We start from the raw sequence: 19,896 nt of genomic DNA on the forward strand, positions 1-19,896 counted from the left end.
CCGTGCGCCTTTCTGGTAGTCCCCACTACCGGAAAGGCGCACAGGGGCTACGCCCCTACATCATCGAGCGATTCGTCCTTCGTCTCACGCATGACGAGCAATGCAACAAACGTCAGAGCCGACGCGACGAGTAGGTAGATCCCGACCCAGCCGACGCCGTAGTGGTCGACCAGGTAGACCGCGATGAACGGCGCTACTGCCGCACCGAGGATGCTTGCGGTGTTGTAGGCGATACCGGAGCCCGTGTACCGGACGTTGGTCGGGAACAGTTCCGGGAGAACAGCACTCATCGGTCCGAAGGTCAGGCCCATGAGGATCATGCCCACAACCAGGAAGGCCAGCATGCGACCGTCACTCATACCGTCGGTGTGCAGGAAGAGTCCGAATGTGAGGCCGAACAGCATCATTGTCGCGGTGATGACGAGCAGCGTGATCCGTCGACCGTAGCGGTCGGCCAGCCACCCGGACACCGGGACCGCAGCTGCGAAGAACACGACCGCAATGAGCTGCAGGACAAGGAAATCGGTGTACTTGAAGCCCGCTCCCGTACCGCCGTCCGCAGCGGTTTTGCCGATTCCGTAGCTCAGGACCCACGTGGTCATGAGGTAGAACAGCGTGTAGGTGGCGAGCATGACGAATGTGCCGATGATCAGCTGACGCCAGCTTGTCTTGAATACCTCGGCGAGGGGTGTCTTGACCTTCTCGCCGCGCTCGACGGCGCGCGCGAACACCGGCGTTTCTTCGAGCCGCAGACGCACGTACAGACCGATCATCACCATGATTGCGCTGAGCAGGAACGGAATTCGCCAGCCCCACGAGAGGAACGCGCCATCGAGGTCCGGGTTGGCGCTGTCGTGGTCCATCATCAACGAGATGGTCAGGAACAGTCCGTTGGCAAGGAAGAAGCCGATGGGTGCACCCAACTGTGGCCACATGGCCGCCCAGGCCCGTTTGCCTTCCTTTGCGGTTTCGGTGGCGAGCAGCGCTGCTCCGGACCATTCACCGCCGAGGCCGAGGCCCTGACAGAAGCGCATCAGCGCGAGTAGCGCAGGCGCGAGCAGCCCGACTTGTGAATAGGTCGGCAGGAGGCCGATGAGGAAGGTTGCGACGCCCATCGTCAGGAGCGAGCCGACGAGGGTCGCTTTACGTCCGACCCGGTCGCCGAAGTGACCGAACAGAATCGACCCGAGCGGACGCGCCACGAATGCCAGACCGAATGTCGCCAGCGACGCGAGGAGCGCGGTGGTGTCGTTGCCTTTGGGGAAGAACAGAAGCGGGAAGACCGACACCGCTGCCGTTGCGTAGATGTAGAAATCGTAGAACTCGATCGACGTGCCGATCATGCTCGCGACAACGATTCGACGGCGAGGTACGCCGCCGACGGTTTCGCCGCCGGCCGGCGTCGGCGGGTTCTTACTCAGTGACGTGCTCACTCGTGGTGCTCCTGCAGCTGTACGAACATTGCGCTATACGAACATTGCCCAATTGGTGGGATGAATCTCAGTCAGTAGGAATTGAACACCCTGCGCGTTTTCTCGCGCAAATTCGGGTTCTGGACCGAATCCGCGATAAAATTCCGTAAAGGTGAGCCGGGAAGTCTGGTCGGCACGTGATTCGTCGCGTCCACATGTCTGCAAACCGAACAAAGGCGTTGCTCCCGCGTGATCTCCACAATGCGTTCCGAACTGTCCCGATACCTACGCACCGAAACCGTTGGCGGCTCTATCCTGCTGATCGCCGCTGCCATTGCTCTGATCTGGGTGAATTCACCACTCGGCGACAGTTACATCGCGCTGCGCGACTTCCAGATCGGACCGTCGGCGCTGCACCTGAACCTCAGTCTCGGCACCTGGGCGCAGGACGGTCTGCTGGCCATTTTCTTCTTCGTGGCCGGCCTCGAGCTCAAGCGCGAACTGGTTGTCGGAGAGCTCTCCGATCGCAAAGCTGCAGCGCTTCCGATCATCGCGGCATGTGGCGGAGTTCTCGTTCCCGCGCTCATCGCGGCGTCGATCGGCTTCGGCACTCCTGGGATGGACAAGGGTTGGGCGATCCCCGTTGCCACCGACATCGCGTTTGCCCTCGGCATCCTCGCCCTGACCGGTTCCCGGATACCGGCCAGCGCCCGCGTGTTCCTACTCAGTCTTGCGGTAGTCGACGACCTCCTGGCCATCATCTTGATCGCGGTGCTCTTTACCGCGTCGATCGCGATGTTGTGGCTGCTCACCGCCGCTGCGGCGCTTGCGGTGTACGCCTACGCCCAACACAAACGCATCACGACGCCGTTCCTCTACGTGCCACTTGCCCTGCTCACCTGGTACTCGATGCACGAGGCCGGTATCCACGCCACGCTCGCCGGCGTCGCGCTCGGCCTGCTCACCCGAGTTGTCCGCGACAAGGACGAGGAATACGCCCCCGGCACCCGACTCGAACATCGCATCCAGCCGTACTCTGCCGGCTTCTGCGTTCCGGTCTTCGCACTGTTCGCGTCCGGCGTTCCCATCAACGCCGAGGTACTCGGCGACATCTTCACCGACCCCGTCGGGCAATCGGTCTTTGTCGGCCTCCTCGTCGGAAAAACTGTGGGAATCTTCGGAATTTCCCTGCTCGCGATCAAATTGGGCATAGCCACGAAGCCCAAGACACTCGAACGCAGAGACATGTTTGCCCTCTCAGTGCTCGGCGGCATCGGGTTCACCGTTAGCCTGCTTGTAGCAGACCTCGCACTGGACGGGGTCGGCGATGGCAGCGAGGCCGAAATAGCGAAGGCCGCAGTTCTCGTGACATCGTTGATAGCGTCGCTGATCGGATCAGCGCTGCTGTGGCGACGTGGACGGGTTCATGCGGCGCGAGCTGAAGCCAATGCCATAGCCACAGACGCGAGAGAACTACCTGGAGAGGTCGACAAGTGAGCGTGACCAACGGAGAGAGCCAACGCTTCACCGGAGATGGGGTGCCGAACACGGTGTCGTCCATTCCTCTCACCGACGTAGACGCCCGAACACCGGCTGAAGCCTCGATCGGTGCACTGGTCAGGGATGCGACGGCTCAGGTTTCGACACTGGTGCGTGCCGAAGTCGAGCTTGCCAAGGCCGAAGTCACCGGTGAGGTCAAGAAGGGGCTGCAGGGCAGCGTCTTCTTCATTCTGGCCTTCACTGTTCTGCTGTTCAGTTCATTCTTCTTCTTCTTTTTCCTGGCGGAATTGCTCAGCGTGTGGCTCGAGCGTTGGGCCGCTTTCCTGATCGTGTTCCTGATCATGGTGCTGACCACCGCAGTACTCGCACTTCTCGGTTATCTGCGGGTTCGCAAGTTGCGGGCTCCCGAGAAGACGATCGAATCGCTCAGAGCCGCAAAGAGCGTCATTCCCGGCAGCCACGACGACACAAAGCCGTCGGTCGACTTCAACGCGCGCAGGTAACGAAGCAGCTGTGTCAGCCCCAGATCCATCCACCGTCAGATTCGACGGCCCCTGGATTCACCGGGACATTCATGCCAACGGCATCCGGTTTCACGTCGTCGAGGTCGGCGACGCTGATCCGGATGCCCCGTTGGTGGTTCTCCTGCACGGTTTTGCCGACTTCTGGTGGTCATGGCGCCACCAGTTGACGGCACTGTCCACGCAGGGTTTCCGAGTGGTTGCCATTGATCTACGCGGCTACGGTGACTCCGACAAACCGCCCCGCGGATACGACGGTTGGACGCTGGCCGGCGACGTGGCCGGACTGATCCGGGCGATGGGATTCGGCAAGGCCACGCTGATCGGTCACGCCGACGGCGGCCTGGTGTGCTGGGCAACCGCGATCCTGCACCCGCGACTGGTGCGGTCGATCGCTCTGGTGTCGTCGCCGCATCCGCATGCGCTCAAACAATCCGTCCTCCGCGACCGCTACCAGCGCAAGGCACTCTTCCCGTCGTTCCTGGCGAACCAGCTTCCGTTCCGCCCGGAACGGCGTCTGACTGCCGACAACGGCGCCGAAGTGGAGCGTCTGGTGCGCTCCCGCTCGGGTCCTGCGTGGCCCGAGCAGGCCGAGTTCGGTGACGTTGTCTCCAAGTTACGTTCAGCGATCCGCATTCCGGGGGTCGCTCATTCGACGCTGGAGTACCAGCGGTGGGCGTTCCGAAGTCAGCTTCGCACCGAGGGGCGCCGGTTCATGCGTCTGATGGATCAGACACTGCACATTCCGATCCTGCAGATACACGGCGAACTCGACCCGTACATTCTCACGCGGACAATACGACGCGGTCGGCGTTGGGCGCCCGGCGAACAGTTGCACCCCGTCTCCGGAGTCGGTCATTACGCCCATTGGGAAGCCCCACAGCGCGTCAACGACGCGCTCCGGGACTTCCTGGCAGCCGACTAGCTACTCAGAGAATGCAGACGCCGGTGGAGACCGGCGTCGACGCGCTTTCCGCCATGGCGAGTTGGCGCGACACCTCATTGGCAGTGAGGACGAACCCGGTGTCGGTGTCGTCGATGGCGGCACCGAACACGACACCGAGCACCTCACCCTGATCGTTGACCATGGGCCCACCGGAATTGCCCTGTCGAATCGATCCACGAACGGTGTACACCTCACGCTGTGTGGTGCCGGCTTTGTAGATGTCAGGACCGTTGAGGTTCAGGATTTCGCGAACACGAGCCGCGCTGGCCGTGTACGGACCTCCACCCGGATATCCGAGCACCAGTGCGTTGTCCCCCGTTTGAGCGGGCTGAGCGGCAAACGGCAGAACCGGCGCCTCGAGTCCGGGCACCGCGAGGATCGCGATGTCGACGGCCGAGTCGAAGAGCACAACCTGGGCGGGTAGTGCACCTTGCATCGTGTCGACGGTGATGCTCTCGGTACCCGCCACGACGTGTGCGTTGGTCATGACACGCTCAGGCGCGACGATGAACCCGGAACCTTCGAGCGCGCGCTGGCAACTCGGCGCGACGCCGTTGATGCGCAGAACGCTCGGACGCAACTGCGCGGCCAGCGGGCTCGCCAGAACACTCGCGTCCGGCGCTTCCACTTCGGTGATGGGTGTGCGGCCGAACGGACCGATGACATCGGGCAATCCCGAGGTGTCGAGCAGCGCCGAGAATTCCGTCGGAATCTGCCGCAACCATTGCGGCGCGAGGTCGTCGACACCGGCCAACACGTTCGACCCTCGGACTGCTGCTGCGACGTTGGGCTGAGACGACGACGTCAGCGGAATTGCCAAAAGCCACGCGGCAACCACCACGGCCACTGCTTGAAGCCCTGCACCGATCACGCTGTCCACTGATCTTGCGGCCGGAGAATGCATACCGCTGCGCGCGGCTCGGCCCAGAACCATGCCGGCAACTTCGCCGATGATCACCAACACGACGATCAGTGAGATGCCGGCGAGGATGCGCAGCTTGCCCTCGGTCACATGCACCAGAACATGCGGTGCCAGCAGAATTCCGGCGACAGCACCCAGAATCACACCGACAAAAGCCAACGCCGACGCTACCGCGCCCTGACGCCATCCCGATGTCGCGGCGATGAGAGCCACCACCACGATCGCAAGATCGACCCACCGCGAACCTGTCATCGGGGAACCGCCGAATCTTCGATGTCTTCGCCCAGTTCTGCGAGCGCTGTGTCCAGATCACGCACGTCGTGATGATCCCAGGGGATTTCCCAACCGGACACCTCGAAGAGTCCGGCCAGTATTCCGGCAGTGAAGCCCCACACGAGCATGCCGTCGGCCAAAAACGCCGGACCTTGGTATCCGGCCTGGTGACGCACCTGGAAGCGGTTGTCGGGGTCGAGCAGAGTGCGCAGCGGAACCCGCGCGACACGGCCGACCTCGCCGGAATCCTGGATGCCCACCGAGACCGGGTCTTCCCAATAAGCGATCACCGGGGTCACGTCGAATCCGGACGGTGGAATGAAGATTTCGGGCAACGTCGCCAGCGGGAGCACACCGCGCGGGTCGAGACCTGTTTCTTCGTGCGCCTCGCGCAGCGCTGTGCCGATCGGACCGTCGTCACCGTCGTCGGCGGCACCGCCGGGGAAAGCGACCTGTCCACTGTGCTGGCGCATAGTCGACGCGCGTTGTGTCAGTAGTACGTCAGCGTCGTCCGGCATCCCACCGAGGCACATGGGATCAGCCTCTCGGGATCCTCCGAAGAGGACGAGCACCGCGGCTGGCCTGGTGGTCGTCCCGCGCGGCGGGCGACGGTCGAGCACGGGGTTGAGTCGATGTGGATCAGTGGGTTGGGTGCTGGCTACAGCACGTAACCATTCGGGAACGGATGAGCTCATACGACAACTCCCAAATACTGCGCCGTGGCGGCAGCTATCTCATCCGCACTGCGGAACGGTTGAGGCAACACCTTCGCGACGGTTCCGTCGGGACGAATGAGCACAGAGACCGGCAGCACAGGTGGCGCGCCGACGGCAATCTGCACCTTGCTCGAACCGTCCTGAACTCCGGGTAGTCGAACGGAATAGTCGATCAGTCGGGTCAAAGCGTTTTCCTGGTTCGGATCGGAATGCACGGTCAGCACAGTGATACTGTCCCCCGCGCGATCCGCAAATTCCTGCAAATGCGGCAGTTCTTCGGCGCATGGCGCGCACCAGTACGCCCACAAATTCAGCAGCGCGGGCTTACCTCCCAGCGCGGCAGCAAGATCGACCGAGCTTCCGTCTGCAACACAGTCGAGCGTGATCCCAGCGAGTGCGGCGCCGGCCGGAGCTTCGGTGGTAGGCGTCGGGCACGCTGTCAGTCCGGCTTGCCCACGAAGCTGATCGAGCGATTCGGTCGACGGGGTGAACGTCGGCGGCCGATAGGCGGACGTCGAGGAACCGCCAGCCGAAACCGGGGTGTCATCTCCCCCGCGCGGCCAGATCGCAACAGCGAGCGCAACGACAACCGCAAGCACAACAAGGGACCACCGAGCAGCATTGGACATCTGGGTCACAACCCGGCCAGAGCAAGCAGATGCTCCGTCTCCGGGCCCTTCACCAGCGCAGCAGCTTCAGTTTTGTCGGTAGGACCAAGGCCGTAGGACGGGCAGTCCTTGGCCAGAACGCACACTCCGCACGCCGGCTTACGCGCGTGACAGACGCGTCGTCCGTGGAAGATCACACGATGTGACAGCAGGGTCCATTCCTTACGTTCGATCAAAGCCCCGACAGCATGTTCGACCTTGACGGCATCTTCTTCGTCCGTCCACTTCCACCGACGTACCAAACGCCCGAAGTGGGTGTCGACGGTGATTCCCGGGACGTCGAACGCATTCCCCAGAACCACGTTGGCTGTCTTGCGACCGACTCCCGGCAACGTCACGAGGTCTGCAAGTTTGTTCGGCACTTCGCCGTCGTAACGCTCGAGCAGCGCCTGACCCAATCCGATCAGCGAGTTGGCCTTGTTCCGGTAGAAGCCCGTTGACCGGATGTACTCCTCGAGCTCGGTCCGGTCGGCTTCGGCGTAAGCCTTGGCGTCGGGATAACGGGCGAACAACGCCGGGGTGACCATATTGACGCGGACGTCGGTGCACTGTGCCGACAGAATGGTCGCCACCGTCAGCTCGAGGGGCGTCGTGAAGTCCAGTTCGCAGTACACATGTGGGAAGGCAACGGCTAGTTTCCGGTTCATCCGACGCGCGCGACGGACCAGCGCGAGATGGGATTCCTCGTCGCGAGCGCCGGCAGACCGGCGGGTCGCTGAGCGCTCGGTCGGGGTGGTCTGCACTCAGACAACTGTACGGATACTCCCCGACATGACATTTGGTCGTGTCGATTCCGAGATGTTGGCCGTGTTTACTCTCCTCTATGCAAGGACTCGCCGTGATTCTCTTCCCAGTGCTGTTGATGCTTTTCGCGCTGGCCATGGAACGGGTCGAACGGAGACTGCGTCGACTCTCGGTCAGGGAGAACGAGGTGGCGGAGTTCCTCGACCAGGCTGGTCCCGACGACGTCGCGTCGCTGGCGACCGATGGGTTCCCGCATGCGTTTGCCCGCTTCCACCTGCGCCGGAAGGGTCGACCGGCCATCGCTCCGCGGCAATCGGGCGCAGAAGAACTGCCCACTCGCTAAGGCGATCGAAGAGGCATACAAGGTAGTCAATTTTATTCGCCATCAGGATAATTTCGACGCTTTCGTGGCATCAATCACTCGTGCCGAGCGCGTGGGACGTAGACTTCGATGCCGTACCTGTTGTATTCAACACGGACTGTGTCTGACGCAGCGTCTCGCTCGCACGAGTGAAGGCCTGCGTCTGGGCGGTTCGTGCGTACAAACCAAGCACAACCGGGTACAAAGTTAGATAGCGCAAAAAATGACACCACAAACGAACAAATCCCAACAAGGAGCGCACGTGGACGACGTCCTGGCAAGAGCCGGCATCTTCCAAGGAGTCGAGCCCTCAGCGGTAGCGGCGCTGACCAAGCAGCTGCAACCCGTCGACTTCCCCCGTGGACATGTCATCTTCAACGAGGGTGAACCCGGTGACCGCCTGTACATCATCGTGTCCGGCAAGGTGAAGATCGGTCGACGCTCACCTGACGGTCGCGAGAACCTGCTGACGATCATGGGTCCGTCCGACATGTTCGGCGAACTGTCCATCTTCGACCCGGGTCCCCGCACCTCGACGGCCACCACCGTCACCGAGGTTCGTGCCGTGAGCATGGACCGCGACGCTCTCAAGGCTTGGATCCAGCAGCGCCCCGAAATCGCCGAGCAGCTGCTCCGCGTTCTCGCACGTCGCCTGCGTCGTACCAACAACACGCTCGCCGACCTGATCTTCACGGACGTTCCCGGCCGTGTCGCCAAGGCACTGCTGCAGCTCGCACAGCGCTTCGGCACCCAGGAAGGTGGCGCGCTGCGCGTCACTCACGACCTCACCCAGGAAGAGATCGCCCAGCTGGTCGGCGCTTCCCGTGAGACCGTCAACAAGGCCCTGGCCGACTTCGCTCATCGCGGATGGCTGCGCCTCGAAGGCAAGAGCGTCCTGATTTCGGATTCCGAGCGTCTCGCGCGTCTCGCACGCTAGTTCTACCGTCTCGACTCTTTCGGCCGCTCCCACATCGGTGGGGGCGGCCGAAGTCGTTTCCGACGCTCGGCGCGACGGGTATAGCGCGCAACCACATAGGCATTTGTGTCACGTGCGAGCGCTGGCATGCTCGTTGGAACAGCCACGACTCCAAGGGGATGCATGTCCGAGATAATCGCTTCCGCTGCTGCGGGGAAGTTCCGCGGCATCCGACGCGACGGTTCGTTGTATTTCGGCGCGATCCGCTACGCAACCGCGGCCAGATTCCAACGGCCCGAACCTGCCGCGTCTCATACCGGCATTCTCGACGCCACCATGCCAGGCACCGTGTTTCCTCAACCACCGTCGCGACTCGAGCGTGTCATGGGGGCGCCGCACCCCGAGCCTGAGCAGAGTGAGGACAGTTTCACCGTCACAGTCACGACGCCCTCGTTGTCCGGTAGCCGGCCCGTCATGGTGTGGCTGCACGGCGGTGGATACTCCAGCGGCGGAGGTTCACTGGCGTGGTACGACGGCGGCGCGTTGTCGGCCGAAGGCGATGTCGTGGTCGTATCGGTCAACTATCGCGTAGGCGTACTCGGCTATCTCCTCCTCGAGGGCGTCAGCGAGGGCAACCTCGGCGTCCACGATCAGATCGCGGCCCTCGAGTGGGTACGCGAGAACATCGCGGGATTCGGTGGTGATCCCAATTCGATCACCGTGTTCGGCCAGTCCGCCGGCGCTCATTCCATCGTGAACCTGTTGAACAGTAATAACTCTCGGCCTTTGTTCCACCGAGCAATTCTGCAAAGCACCCCGCGGCTGGACCTCAACTTAACCAGGACCGCTGCGATCGAGAACGGCGAGACCTTTGCCCGACTGCTCGACGGCGATCCGAATACCGCTCCCCTCCCCCTAATCCTGGACGCCTTCCGCGCCACAGCCGTCGAGTTCGGCAGACGGTCTGAAAATGTTGTTCAGCCACCCTTTGCCCCGATATCCGACGTTGCACCACTTACCGGAAGCGCCGACAGTGGCGTGACAGAAGTAGTCATCGGATATACCCACGACGAGGGATCTGCCTTCGTTCGCGGGCTCCCCGGCGGCTCCATGGCCGACGAAACCACGTTGACGCAGAACATGTTTGCCGAGACGGTCGCAGAACTGGCCGATACCTTCACTCAGGCGGGTACCTCGGTCTACACCTACCGATTCGACTGGACACCTCCCGAGAACATCTTCGGTGCTACGCATTGCATCGAACTTCCGTTCATCCTCGGCACCGAAAAGTCTTGGCACGGTTCACCCATGCTGGGCATAGCCGACTGGACCACCGTCGACGAAATGGGTAGACGCATCCGCACGCTCTGGACTTCGTTTGCACATAACGGAAGTCCGGACAACGAGAACACCTGGAAGAAGTTCTCGCCCGACGAACCGATCGGAATCACCTTCACCTGAGCAACTTCGGGCGGCAATCCCCGCTAGGATTGCAGATATGGACATGCCCAAGCTCCTCGACGGGCGACTCAAACTTCGCCACCTGCTTCTGGTCGACGCCCTGAGCCGTCAGGGCAGCGTGGTCGGCGCCGCTGCCGCACTGCACATCACACAACCTGTGGCAACCCGCAGCCTCCACGACATAGAGTCCATCCTCGGCGTCTCCCTGTTCGATCGCGGACCACGCGGCATCACCCCGACAATATTCGGCGAGGCCTTCACCACCCACGCTCGGGCGGTTATCGCTCAGCTCACCGAAGCGGGCCGACACGTCGTCGAATTGGCCGACGCACACCGCGGAACCGTCATCGTGGGAACACATCTCGCCGGTTCCAACGTCTTGCTGCCCGGCGCCATTGCGCGGCTGAAAGTTCAGCATCCGCTACTGACCGTGATCGTCCGCGAAGGCACTCCGGAGCAGTTACTCACCGACTTGGAGGCCGGTCGTATCGACCTCATCGTCGGCCGACTCACAGCACCGACAGACGACCGCGCCGTCAGACGCAATCTCTACGCCGAGTCAGTTGAACTTGTTACCCGCGTGGATCATCCACTGACCAACCGTGACGAGGTGCAGCTCGACGAACTCCGCGAGTTCCCCTGGATCCTGCCCGGCGTCGAAACGGTGCTCCGACGCGAACTCGAGGAGTTCTTCGCCAGGAACGGTCTCCCCTTACCCGAGAACCGGGTAGAGGCAACGTCTTTCCTCACGGTGCGACAGCTCTTGCTGGAAACCGACATGATCGCTGTCCTTCCGAGTCTGATTCATCGCGACGACACCCGCTTGACCACACTCCCGATCACCCTGGATCCCATCGGTCACAGCGTCGGTCTCACATCGTCGGCGACGAGGACGTCCAGTCCGTCGGCACAGGCACTTATCGCGTCGTTGCGCAGTTTCGCGGAAGAACTCATGAACCAGTAAACGTTCGAAAGCCCGCTCCCGGAGCGGGAGCGGGCTTCGAATATCGTTACACGTCAGGCGTTTTCTGCCACCCGCTGCTCTTCGTGCTGCAATCCCCGCGATGAGTCGGGCACCACCTTGAACAGCGCTATCGCGCCAACCAGACTGATCGAGCAGATCGACGCCAGGTACCACGTCACGCCCACAGATGATCCCGTGGCGTCCAGCAGAGCCGTCGCAATCATCGGAGCCAATCCGCCGCCCAGAATTGCACCACTCTGCAGAATCAACGACGAACCCGAGTATCGAACCTTGGCCGGGAACGTGTCGGCAATGATGCTTCCCTGGACACAATGAGTCACCGGAATGATCAGTCCCATTCCCAGGAACGCCACAACTGCAACGACCTTGTTCTCGGTGTTCAGCAGCGGGAAGAACGCGATGCACCACAACAGGATTGCGGCGGATCCTCCGATGAACATGTGCCGTCGACCGTACTTGTCGGCCACCTTGGTCCAGATCGGGATGGAAAGGAACCACAGGACCGCTGCCGCGGTGACACTGAGCACCAGGAATTGTTTGTCGTAGCCCAGATGCTGAGTTCCGTACGACAGAGTGAACACCATGAAGGCATATGCCACGGCGGAGTTCGCCAAACACGCGGCCAGCGTCAGTGACAACCGGGGGAACCCGACCTTGAGCGACTCACGCAGCGGGAACCGGACTATCTCGCCCTTCTCCATGATCCCGGCAAACGAGGGCGATTCGGTAACCCGCAACCGGATCACCAGACCGATCGCCACCAGAACGAAGCTGAGCAGGAACGGTATGCGCCAACCCCACGATTGGAAGGCCGAGTCCGACATCAATGCACTGGTGGTCAGGAAGATGCCATTGGCCAGAACAAGTCCGGCGGGGGTGCCCATCTGCGGGAAACCCGCATACAGGTTCTTCTGCCCGGCTGGTGCGTGCTCCATCGACATCAGCGTGGCACCGGCGCCCTCACCGCCGAGGCCGATACCCTGGACAACTCTCATCGCCACCAGAAGTACCGGCGCCCAGAAACCGATGGAATCGTAATTCGGAATGAGTCCGATCAGTGTGGACCCGACTCCCATCATCACCAGAGACACCACAAGCGTCGCCTTGCGACCGATCCGGTCACCGAAGTGCCCGAACACCAAGCCGCCGACGGGCCTGGCGATGAACCCGACCGCAAAGGTGCTGAAGGCTGCGAGGGTGCCGGCGGTCGGACTCAGACTCGGGAAGAACTGCTTGTTGAAGATCAGCGCTGCGGCTGTTCCGTAAAGAAAGAAGTCGTACCATTCGAGGGTTGTGCCGGCGAGGGTTGCCATGGCAACCCGGCTGCGGGCAGCTTTCTCCGGCAACGGCTTTCCGTCACTGGTTACGCTTGTGGTCATCGCGGATACCTATCGATTGGATGAGTGGCAGTACGGTACGGTGAAATCTGTTTTTGCCGAGCATGTTTCAAAGGTTGCCTGAATTATGCTCATTAGAGACATGACTCACAAATGCCGAAATCACCGTGCGGCATACCGGAAATGGTATAGCTGAAGGATCAGCCGATCCCCAAGAAGCGTTCCGCATTTCCCCGCGAGATCAGTTGGCGTGCAGTCTCGTCCAAGAACTCACTCTTGCGCACCACCTCACCCACCGGTCGCTCGCCGAGGGGATACGGGTAATCGCTTCCCACCATCACCCGGTCAACGCCCACTGTGTCGACCAGTAGTCGCAATGCGCGTTCGTCGAAGACGACAGAATCCACGTAGAACCGGCCCAGATAGTGCGACGGCGGGAATTCCGATGTACCGATAATGTCGTTGCGGCCGTGCCAGGCGTTTTCCATCCGGCCGAGCCAGAACGCGAAGGATCCGCCGCCGTGGGCAAATCCGATCTTGAGTCGGTCGTCGATCTTGTCGAACACGCCGCCGAGAATCAGCGCGAGTATCGACAGATGCGTTTCTGCGGGCATTGCGGTGAGCCACTGCGCCATCCACCGATCCAGGCGCGGTGAGGACGCCATGTCCCACGGGTGCACGAAGACCGGAACATCCAGTGACGCGCAGTGCTGCAGGAATGTCACGACTCCTTCGCTGTCGAGATCGAGGTCGCCGACGTGATTGCCGATCTCGACGCCTCGGTGCCCGTTGGCGATGCATCGTTCGAGTTCGCGGCACGCAGCATCGGTGTCCTGCAACGGAACCTGACAGAACGGGATAAGTCGATCTTTTGCCGGTTCGACGATCTCGAGCGCCAGGTCGTTGAAGATCCGAGAGATACGACTGGCCTGCTCGCCTGTTCGGCCGTAGTTGAAGAATGCCGGTGTCGGCGAGACGACCTGGGTATGGATACCGTCGGCATCCATGTCACGCAGGCGCACCTCGGCGTCCCAGGCGTCGGACTGGATCCGTCGGAACTCCTTGGTGCCCATCATGATCATGGCTTCGGTTTCCGACTCCACTTTCAGCCACGGCGCATCCGGGCCGGCATCAGCCGTGAGATCGGGCCACCCGTTGGGCACGTAGTGGGTGTGGATGTCGATCATGTTGCTCATCGCTCAGCCCTTGCCGGGATGGAGCGTGCCGCACTTGTCACACGTGCGGGCGTCTTCACTCTCGTAGAACGTGACAAAGACGGGCGGAAGGTCGGCCACGATGTCGCGCACCTGAAGTTCGACTTCGTAGATCTTGTGATTGCACTCCAGGCAGTACCACTGGAAGTGCTCCAATGTTCCTTCCTGTCTCACTCTTTCGATCACCAGGCCGATCGATCCCGAGGTGGGGCGCTGCGGTGAATGCGGCAGGTTTCCCGGCAGCAACCAGCTCTCGCCCTCGCGGATGTCGACCCGCACCGGTCCGTCTTCGGTCATGACGTTGACGTGGATGTCGCCCTCGACCTGGTAGAACCACTCCTCGTACGGGTCGAGGTGGTAGTCGGTCCGCTGGTTGGGCCCACCGACAACCTGCACGATGAAGTCGTCTCCGAGTGCCATCGTCTGGTTGTTGACCGGTGGCTGCAGCAGGTGGCGGTTGTCGTCGATCCATTTCTTGAAGTCGATGACGGGAGGAATAGTGGTCATGATGGGTTCTCCGTGTTCTCGATTGACAGCCGTCGGGCGGCGGGGTTCTCGATTGACAGCCGTCGGGAGGCAGGCACGTAGGCCACACCGGAAATCTCGATGAGCAAGTGCGGGTGGGGCAATTGGTGAACTGCCACTGTGGTTCTCGTCGGACCGTTTTCATCGAATAGTTCGGCGTAGACCTCGTTGTATCCGCCGAAGTCGTTCATCGACACCAGGTATGACGTGACCTGAACCAGATCACGCAGTTCACCACCCACCTCGGCGAGGATCGCCGCGATGTTCTCGATGACGGCACGTGTCTGCGCGCGAATGTCGAGCGCCGTGGTGCCCATCTCGTCGACCTCCACGCCCACAAACGTATTGTCGGGCCGACGTGAACTGGTACCGGAGACGTAGACGAAGTCACCTACCACCTTGACGTGCGGGAACTTTCCGCGCGGCTTTGCCATCTTCTCGATGACCTGCGCCCCACTCATCGCCGTACACCATTCACCGAGACGGTACCCAGTCCGTCGATGCTGCACTGTGCGACTCCCTCGTCGAGTCGCACGGCAGCAGTCGCTGCGCCGGCCAGAATCACGTAGCCGGCCCGGAGCGGAATGTGCCGACGGCGGGCGATATCCACCAGGGCATGCAACGCGTGCACGGGATCTCCGAGGATTGCTGCCGTGGAACCGGTTACCGTTTCGCTTCCTACCTCCATGCGCACCACCAAGTTCGCGGCACTGCGCATCGACTGCCACGGGCCGATGACATATCCGGCGGCACTGGTGTTGTCGGCGACAACGTCGGTGTAGGTGAAGCGGAAGTCGCGGTAGCGCGAATCGATGATCTCCATCGCCGGAGCAACCGCGTCGACGCAGGATTCGATGTCCACGCTCGGGTCGTCGAGATCGACGTCCTTCGACAGCCGGTACGCGACTTCGGGTTCGATCTTGGGGTGGATGAACGTCGATAGTTCCAGGTCACCGCCGTCCGTCACCGCCATCGCGTCGGTCAACTGCCCGACGATCACTTCGGAGACACCCATCTGCGCCATCTTCGCTTGGCTGGTGAAGCCGAGCTTGATGCCCACCACCGATTCGCCACGGGCAGTGCGTCGTTCGATGAGTTCGTTCTGAATCCGGTAGGCGTCGTCGATATCGATAGTGTGATCGTCGGCGAGGCTCGGAGTGTCGGTGCGACTCTGCGCAGCGTCGTCGAGGCGACGCGCGAGCGCGGATACGGTGTCTTCTGGGGCTGTCATCACGCCTCGCTCATTTCTCTGGAACTTCCTGCGGTTTCGATGTTCACAGTTGCACACACACATTTGTCGGTTCGGTGTAGAAGTGCAGCGAGGACTCGCCACCCTCACGCCCGATGCCGGACAGGCCCATGCCGCCGAAGGGAGACCGCAGTTCACGGGTGAACCACGTGTTGACCCAGGAGATTCCGACGTTCATCTTCTGGGCGACGCGGTGTCCGCGACGCAGGTCGTTGGTCCACACGGAGGCCGCCAAGCCGTACTCGGTGTCGTTTGCCAAGGCGATCGCTTCTGCCTCGGTATCGAACGGGATGAGTGCTGCGACGGGTCCGAAGATCTCCTCGCGCACTACGCGATTCTTGTTGGTCAAGCCAGTCCACAGGGTGGGTTCGATCCACGATCCACCGGACAAATCCTGCCCGAGATCCGGAATTCCGCCACCGGTAAGAACTTTCGCGCCCTCCTGCTCGGCGATCTCGAAGTAGTCGAGAACCTTCTTCCGGTGCGCCTGCGAGATGAGCGGGCCTGTCGTCGTCGCAGTGAGCGTCGGGTCACCCAGACGCAATCCTGCTGCCCGCTCGACAAGTCCACCGGCGATGTCGTCGAAAATGCTGCGGTGCACGTACACCCGTTCGGTGCACAGGCAGACCTGGCCTGTGTTGGTGAACACCGATTTGGTCAGACCCGTCAACGCTTCGTCGATGTCGACGTCGTCGAACACGATCGCGGCGTTCTTGCCGCCAAGCTCGAACGAGACCGGACGCACCCGTGGTGCAACGGTTTTCATCACGTGCGAGCCGGTTACCGAAGATCCGGTGAAGGTGACACCGTCGATACCGGGGTGGGTGGTGAGGAACTCGCCCGCAGAATTCGCACCGAATCCGTGCACGACGTTGTAGACGCCGGCAGGCAGGCCGACTTCTTCGAGCACCTCGGCCAGCAACGACGCCGTCGCCGGCGTCTCTTCGGAAGGCTTGACCACCACGGAGTTTCCGCACGCCAGAGCGGGCGCCACCTTCCAGGTCAGGAGAAGCAGCGGCAGGTTCCACGGCACGATGACCGCAACCACACCGAGCGGCTTGCGGATCGCGTAGTTCAGCGCCTGCTTGCCGCCGGCCAGATCCGTGACAAACGATTCCTGCCCCGCTGCGGCGACGATGTCGGCAAACGTACGGAAGTTCGTCAGGGCGCGAGCAACGTCGAGTTCGCGCGCCTGCGTGATCGGCTTGCCCGTATCCGCCATCTCCGCGGCGACAAATTCCTCGAACCGCTCCTCGATCCGATCCGCGGCGCGTCGTAGCAGCGCCGTCCGCTCACGGACCGGCGTATCGGCCCAACCGTTGTCCAGAGCACGTCTGGCCGAGGTCACAGCCCGATCGACCAGGGCCTTGTCGGCCTCATGGACCTTGGCAAGAACACGGCCGGTTGCGGGGTCCACCTGGTCGAAGCTCGACGACGCGTCGGGTTCGACATAGGAGCCATCCACGTAGTTGCGGATCCATCCGTCGCATTGTGAGGTCATGGACTAACTATTGGCCCCGAACCCATATCAAACAAATGCAAAAACTGCCGCCAGCTATACCTCAATTGGCATAACGGGCACATCCCCGTCGCTTCGCTCGCCCCGGCGGCAGTTCCGCAACACAGTTCAACGACGCAGATACGCCAACTGCACATTGACCGATTTTTCTGCCACCGGCCAGAGTTTCGGATCGACATCCGAATAGACGTGCTCGACCACGTCGCGTACCGACGCGGAATCGCCGAGCGAGACCAATGCCGCTCGCACCTGATCGAGCCGTTCTTCGCGATGCGCGAGGTAGTGCTTCGAAATCTCCTGCAGGTCAGGCAATTCCGGGCCATGCCCAGGAAGAACGGTTCGCCCGTCACCGAGTTCGATGAGCGCACGCAGCGATGCGAGGTAGTCCCCCAGATCGCCGTCCGAATCATCGAGAACCGTTGTGCCACGGCCGAGTATCGTGTCACCGGTCAGCACACTGCCCTCGTTCTCGATGACGATCGAGACGGAGTCCGCGGTATGACCAGGAGTTGCCACGATACGCAGGCGCAGCCCGGCAACCTCGATGAGTTCACCGTCGACAAGCGTCGTACCGCTGCCGCGCAGAAACTCGGGAGAAACGGAACGCACTGGCGCCGAGGTCAATTCGTGAAAACGGCTCACTCCGCCGGTGTGATCGAAGTGCCGATGCGTGATCAGGACCAACGCCACCGCGCCGACTCCGGCCACTCGCTGCAGATGTTCTTCGTCGTTGTCACCGGGATCGACAACTACAAACTCGTCACTGCCCGGCGCTCGCAGAATCCAGGTGTTGGTGCCGTCGAGCGTCATCATGCCCGGGTTGTTCTCGAGCATGACCGACGCGATGTCGGTGACGCGGCGAAACTGCGCGTATGCGGGATGAACCGTTGTCATCAGCGAACTTCTACGATCAGTTCCACCTCGACAGCGGAGCCGAGGGGAAGTTCTGCAACACCGACAGCGGAGCGAGCGTGAATGCCTGCGTCGCCGAAGACCTCGACGAGGAATTCGGACGCGCCGTTGATCACGCCGGGCTGACCGGTGAAGCCTTGCGCGGAGGCGACAAATCCGACGACCTTGACCACCCGAACCAGGTTGTCGATGCCAACCAGGGCGTTGATCGCGGCAAGAGCGTTGAGCGCGCAGACACGCGCGGCGGCCTTTGCGTCAGCATCCGACGCGTCCGCGCCTAGCTTGCCCGTCAGCGACAGCTTTCCGTCGACAAAAGGCAACTGGCCCGAGGTGTAGACGTGATCGCCACTACGAACCGCAGGGACATAGGCAGCGACCGGCGCCGCAACCGCGGGCAGTTCGATGCCGAGTTCCGCGAGACGCGCTGACCAGGTCTGTGTTGTTTCGGTCATGCGCCTGCAACCTTCGGACGCTTGAGGTATGCGACGTGCTGTTCGCCCGACGCGCTCGGAAGAACCGTCACCAGCTCCCAACCGTCGACGCCCCAATTGTCGAGGATGGCCTTCGGGTTGTGGACCAGCAACGGAGTAACGGTGTATTCCCAGGAAGTCAATTCACTCATGTGGTGAGCCTATCCCGCGCACATCTTCGGCCCCAGACTTATAGGCTCGCGGTGTGGTTGCATCCCAAGATGAGCTGAGCAAGAGCTGGCCGGAGTCCGCATCGAAGGCCCGCCTGCATTTTGTGTCGGGAAAAGGCGGGACCGGTAAGTCGACGGTAGCCGCCGCCTTGGCGCTCGCGTTAGCCGAAGGCGGCCGACGCGTTCTGCTGGTGGAAGTGGAGGGCCGCCAGGGAATTGCGCAGCTCTTCGACGTGCCACCGCTACCCCCACAGGAAACGAAAGTCGCAGCTGCCGAGGGTGGCGGTGAGGTGATGGCGTTGGCCGTCGATATCGAGACGGCTTTCCTCGAGTATTTGGAGATGTTCTACAACCTGGGCTTCGCGGGCCGCGCGATGCGCAAGTTCGGCGCCATCGAGTTCGCCACGACCATTGCACCTGGCCTGCGTGACGTACTGCTCACCGGCAAGATCAAGGAGTGCGTCATCCGCACTGATCGGACCGGGAAACGGGTGTACGACGCCGTTGTCGTCGACGCCCCGCCGACGGGCCGGATCGGCAGTTTCCTCGACGTCACGAAGGCTATGGCCGATCTCGCCAAAGGTGGGCCGGTGCATTCGCAGAGTGAGGGCGTCGTGCGACTGCTGCACTCGCCGGAAACAGTGGTGCATCTGGTGGCGCTACTCGAGGCTCTGCCCGTGCAGGAAACCGCGGATGCCGCCTTGGAATTGGCGCGCGACGAGCTCAATCTCGGCGCGATCATCGTCAACCGCACCAGCCCGAAGTTCTTGCCGGAGGGCACTCTGGCGGGTGCTGCGGCCGGAGAGATCGATGCCGCGTCCATTCGATCCACGCTCACGGATGTCGGCCTCGAACTGTCGGACGACGACTTCGCCGGACTGCTGACCGAAACCATCGAGCACGCGTCTGTTCTCGAAGCGCAGGAATCCAGTTCGGAGAAACTGCAGGAGATCGACGGCGCCCGACTGCACTTGCCGGCTCTGGCCGACGGCGTCGATCTGGGTGGCCTCTACGAACTGGCCGAATACCTCATGGAACAGGGTGTCCGATGACCGAAACCACCGAAAACGCGGTC

The 19,896-nt window shown here is 62.0% G+C and carries 22 protein-coding genes; 8 read left to right on the forward strand and 14 right to left on the reverse strand.

What is annotated here, in order from left to right:
* Nucleotides 1–47: 47 nt before the first annotated feature.
* Entirely contained in the window at nucleotides 48–1,433 is a 1,386-nt protein-coding gene (locus RG2_RS27525) for an MFS transporter (protein WP_033235943.1), read from the reverse strand.
* A 240-nt stretch (nucleotides 1,434–1,673) separates the two neighbouring features.
* Between RG2_RS27525 and nhaA the strand changes: the two genes are divergently transcribed.
* Genes nhaA through RG2_RS27545 form a run of 3 tightly spaced genes read left to right on the forward strand, consistent with a single transcriptional unit; the run spans nucleotide 1,674 to nucleotide 4,358 of the window.
* On the forward strand, nucleotides 1,674–2,909 hold the full coding sequence (nhaA, locus tag RG2_RS27535; RefSeq protein ID WP_033235942.1) for a Na+/H+ antiporter NhaA: 1,236 nt from the start codon (nucleotides 1,674–1,676) through the stop codon (nucleotides 2,907–2,909).
* Nucleotides 2,906–3,415, forward strand: coding sequence for a phage holin family protein (locus RG2_RS27540; protein ID WP_033235941.1), 510 nt, complete (start codon nucleotides 2,906–2,908; stop codon nucleotides 3,413–3,415). Before nhaA ends, RG2_RS27540 begins: the two co-directional genes overlap by 4 nt.
* A gap of 10 nt (nucleotides 3,416–3,425) precedes the next feature.
* Nucleotides 3,426–4,358, forward strand: coding sequence for an alpha/beta fold hydrolase (locus RG2_RS27545; RefSeq protein ID WP_033235940.1), 933 nt, complete (start codon nucleotides 3,426–3,428; stop codon nucleotides 4,356–4,358).
* A 4-nt stretch (nucleotides 4,359–4,362) separates the two neighbouring features.
* Here RG2_RS27545 and marP read toward each other — a convergent pair whose 3' ends face one another.
* From marP to nth, 4 genes are read right to left on the reverse strand one after another with little or no spacing between them, the layout of a single operon-like run.
* Nucleotides 4,363–5,553 (reverse strand): acid resistance serine protease MarP, encoded by a 1,191-nt coding sequence (gene marP, locus RG2_RS27550; protein WP_033235939.1) that lies wholly within the window; start codon nucleotides 5,551–5,553, stop codon nucleotides 4,363–4,365.
* A complete protein-coding gene (locus RG2_RS27555) occupies nucleotides 5,550–6,269 on the reverse strand; it encodes an NUDIX hydrolase (RefSeq protein ID WP_033235938.1) in 720 nt (239 codons plus the stop codon). Before RG2_RS27555 ends, marP begins: the two co-directional genes overlap by 4 nt.
* Nucleotides 6,266–6,919 (reverse strand): TlpA family protein disulfide reductase, encoded by a 654-nt coding sequence (locus tag RG2_RS27560; RefSeq protein WP_033235975.1) that lies wholly within the window; start codon nucleotides 6,917–6,919, stop codon nucleotides 6,266–6,268. The genes RG2_RS27555 and RG2_RS27560 overlap by 4 nt, the downstream gene beginning before the upstream one ends.
* Before the next feature lie 5 nt (nucleotides 6,920–6,924).
* Nucleotides 6,925–7,701 (reverse strand): endonuclease III, encoded by a 777-nt coding sequence (gene nth, locus RG2_RS27565; RefSeq protein WP_033235937.1) that lies wholly within the window; start codon nucleotides 7,699–7,701, stop codon nucleotides 6,925–6,927.
* Between the two features lie 80 nt (nucleotides 7,702–7,781).
* Here nth and RG2_RS27570 point away from each other — a divergent pair, with 80 nt between their 5' ends.
* From RG2_RS27570 to RG2_RS27585, 4 genes are all read left to right on the forward strand, one after another.
* Entirely contained in the window at nucleotides 7,782–8,045 is a 264-nt protein-coding gene (locus RG2_RS27570; protein ID WP_033235936.1) for a hypothetical protein, read from the forward strand.
* Nucleotides 8,046–8,325: 280 nt separating this feature from the next.
* The gene (locus RG2_RS27575; RefSeq protein ID WP_033235935.1) at nucleotides 8,326–9,000 is read left to right on the forward strand and encodes a Crp/Fnr family transcriptional regulator; all 675 of its coding nucleotides are present in this window, start codon (nucleotides 8,326–8,328) and stop codon (nucleotides 8,998–9,000) included.
* Nucleotides 9,001–9,162: 162 nt separating this feature from the next.
* A complete protein-coding gene (locus tag RG2_RS27580; RefSeq protein ID WP_033235934.1) occupies nucleotides 9,163–10,440 on the forward strand; it encodes a carboxylesterase family protein in 1,278 nt (425 codons plus the stop codon).
* A 37-nt stretch (nucleotides 10,441–10,477) separates the two neighbouring features.
* Nucleotides 10,478–11,404: a LysR substrate-binding domain-containing protein gene (locus RG2_RS27585; protein ID WP_033235933.1), complete on the forward strand. Its 927-nt coding sequence runs from the start codon at nucleotides 10,478–10,480 to the stop codon at nucleotides 11,402–11,404.
* 53 nt (nucleotides 11,405–11,457) lie between these two features.
* On the opposite strand, the gene RG2_RS27590 is transcribed toward RG2_RS27585, so the two are convergent.
* The 9 genes from RG2_RS27590 to sp36 all read right to left on the reverse strand — a co-directional run bounded on the left by RG2_RS27590 (nucleotide 11,458) and on the right by sp36 (nucleotide 18,803).
* A complete protein-coding gene (locus tag RG2_RS27590; RefSeq protein WP_033235932.1) occupies nucleotides 11,458–12,804 on the reverse strand; it encodes an MFS transporter in 1,347 nt (448 codons plus the stop codon).
* Nucleotides 12,805–12,962: 158 nt separating this feature from the next.
* On the reverse strand, nucleotides 12,963–13,958 hold the full coding sequence (locus tag RG2_RS27595; RefSeq protein WP_033235931.1) for an amidohydrolase family protein: 996 nt from the start codon (nucleotides 13,956–13,958) through the stop codon (nucleotides 12,963–12,965).
* Nucleotides 13,959–13,961: 3 nt separating this feature from the next.
* On the reverse strand, nucleotides 13,962–14,483 hold the full coding sequence (locus RG2_RS27600) for a 3-hydroxyanthranilate 3,4-dioxygenase (protein WP_020909788.1): 522 nt from the start codon (nucleotides 14,481–14,483) through the stop codon (nucleotides 13,962–13,964).
* A complete protein-coding gene (locus RG2_RS27605; protein WP_033235930.1) occupies nucleotides 14,480–14,962 on the reverse strand; it encodes a RidA family protein in 483 nt (160 codons plus the stop codon). Before RG2_RS27605 ends, RG2_RS27600 begins: the two co-directional genes overlap by 4 nt.
* Nucleotides 14,959–15,732 carry a 2-keto-4-pentenoate hydratase gene (locus tag RG2_RS27610; protein ID WP_033235929.1) on the reverse strand — a complete coding sequence of 258 codons (774 nt, stop codon included), beginning with the start codon at nucleotides 15,730–15,732 and terminating at the stop codon, nucleotides 14,959–14,961. Before RG2_RS27610 ends, RG2_RS27605 begins: the two co-directional genes overlap by 4 nt.
* A 43-nt stretch (nucleotides 15,733–15,775) precedes the next feature.
* The gene (locus RG2_RS27615) at nucleotides 15,776–17,251 is read right to left on the reverse strand and encodes a 2-hydroxymuconic semialdehyde dehydrogenase (protein ID WP_033235928.1); all 1,476 of its coding nucleotides are present in this window, start codon (nucleotides 17,249–17,251) and stop codon (nucleotides 15,776–15,778) included.
* Between the two features lie 126 nt (nucleotides 17,252–17,377).
* Nucleotides 17,378–18,163 (reverse strand): MBL fold metallo-hydrolase, encoded by a 786-nt coding sequence (locus RG2_RS27620; RefSeq protein WP_033235927.1) that lies wholly within the window; start codon nucleotides 18,161–18,163, stop codon nucleotides 17,378–17,380.
* On the reverse strand, nucleotides 18,163–18,633 hold the full coding sequence (locus RG2_RS27625) for a RidA family protein (RefSeq protein WP_033235926.1): 471 nt from the start codon (nucleotides 18,631–18,633) through the stop codon (nucleotides 18,163–18,165). Before RG2_RS27625 ends, RG2_RS27620 begins: the two co-directional genes overlap by 1 nt.
* A complete protein-coding gene (gene sp36, locus RG2_RS31920) occupies nucleotides 18,630–18,803 on the reverse strand; it encodes a Sp36 family protein (RefSeq protein WP_092805866.1) in 174 nt (57 codons plus the stop codon). The genes RG2_RS27625 and sp36 overlap by 4 nt, the downstream gene beginning before the upstream one ends.
* Before the next feature lie 53 nt (nucleotides 18,804–18,856).
* Between sp36 and bagA the strand changes: the two genes are divergently transcribed.
* Nucleotides 18,857–19,873 carry an ATPase BagA gene (gene bagA / locus RG2_RS27630; RefSeq protein WP_033235925.1) on the forward strand — a complete coding sequence of 339 codons (1,017 nt, stop codon included), beginning with the start codon at nucleotides 18,857–18,859 and terminating at the stop codon, nucleotides 19,871–19,873.
* Nucleotides 19,874–19,896 lie beyond the last annotated feature (23 nt).

This window comes from Rhodococcus globerulus NBRC 14531 (assembly GCF_001894805.1).
GTDB lineage: Bacteria > Actinomycetota > Actinomycetes > Mycobacteriales > Mycobacteriaceae > Rhodococcus_F > Rhodococcus_F globerula.

Coding starts and splice junctions, on each gene's coding strand:
- nhaA (WP_033235942.1), top strand. CDS start 1,674: ATGCGTTCCGAACTGTCCCGATACCTACGCACCGAAACCGTTGGCGGC.
- marP (WP_033235939.1), bottom strand. CDS start 5,553: ATGACAGGTTCGCGGTGGGTCGATCTTGCGATCGTGGTGGTGGCTCTC.
- RG2_RS27555 (WP_033235938.1), bottom strand. CDS start 6,269: ATGAGCTCATCCGTTCCCGAATGGTTACGTGCTGTAGCCAGCACCCAA.
- RG2_RS27560 (WP_033235975.1), bottom strand. CDS start 6,919: ATGTCCAATGCTGCTCGGTGGTCCCTTGTTGTGCTTGCGGTTGTCGTT.
- RG2_RS27570 (WP_033235936.1), top strand. CDS start 7,782: ATGCAAGGACTCGCCGTGATTCTCTTCCCAGTGCTGTTGATGCTTTTC.
- RG2_RS27580 (WP_033235934.1), top strand. CDS start 9,163: ATGTCCGAGATAATCGCTTCCGCTGCTGCGGGGAAGTTCCGCGGCATC.
- RG2_RS27585 (WP_033235933.1), top strand. CDS start 10,478: ATGGACATGCCCAAGCTCCTCGACGGGCGACTCAAACTTCGCCACCTG.
- RG2_RS27590 (WP_033235932.1), bottom strand. CDS start 12,804: ATGACCACAAGCGTAACCAGTGACGGAAAGCCGTTGCCGGAGAAAGCT.
- RG2_RS27595 (WP_033235931.1), bottom strand. CDS start 13,958: ATGAGCAACATGATCGACATCCACACCCACTACGTGCCCAACGGGTGG.
- RG2_RS27600 (WP_020909788.1), bottom strand. CDS start 14,483: ATGACCACTATTCCTCCCGTCATCGACTTCAAGAAATGGATCGACGAC.
- RG2_RS27605 (WP_033235930.1), bottom strand. CDS start 14,962: ATGAGTGGGGCGCAGGTCATCGAGAAGATGGCAAAGCCGCGCGGAAAG.
- RG2_RS27610 (WP_033235929.1), bottom strand. CDS start 15,732: ATGACAGCCCCAGAAGACACCGTATCCGCGCTCGCGCGTCGCCTCGAC.
- RG2_RS27615 (WP_033235928.1), bottom strand. CDS start 17,251: ATGACCTCACAATGCGACGGATGGATCCGCAACTACGTGGATGGCTCC.
- RG2_RS27620 (WP_033235927.1), bottom strand. CDS start 18,163: ATGACAACGGTTCATCCCGCATACGCGCAGTTTCGCCGCGTCACCGAC.
- RG2_RS27625 (WP_033235926.1), bottom strand. CDS start 18,633: ATGACCGAAACAACACAGACCTGGTCAGCGCGTCTCGCGGAACTCGGC.
- sp36 (WP_092805866.1), bottom strand. CDS start 18,803: ATGAGTGAATTGACTTCCTGGGAATACACCGTTACTCCGTTGCTGGTC.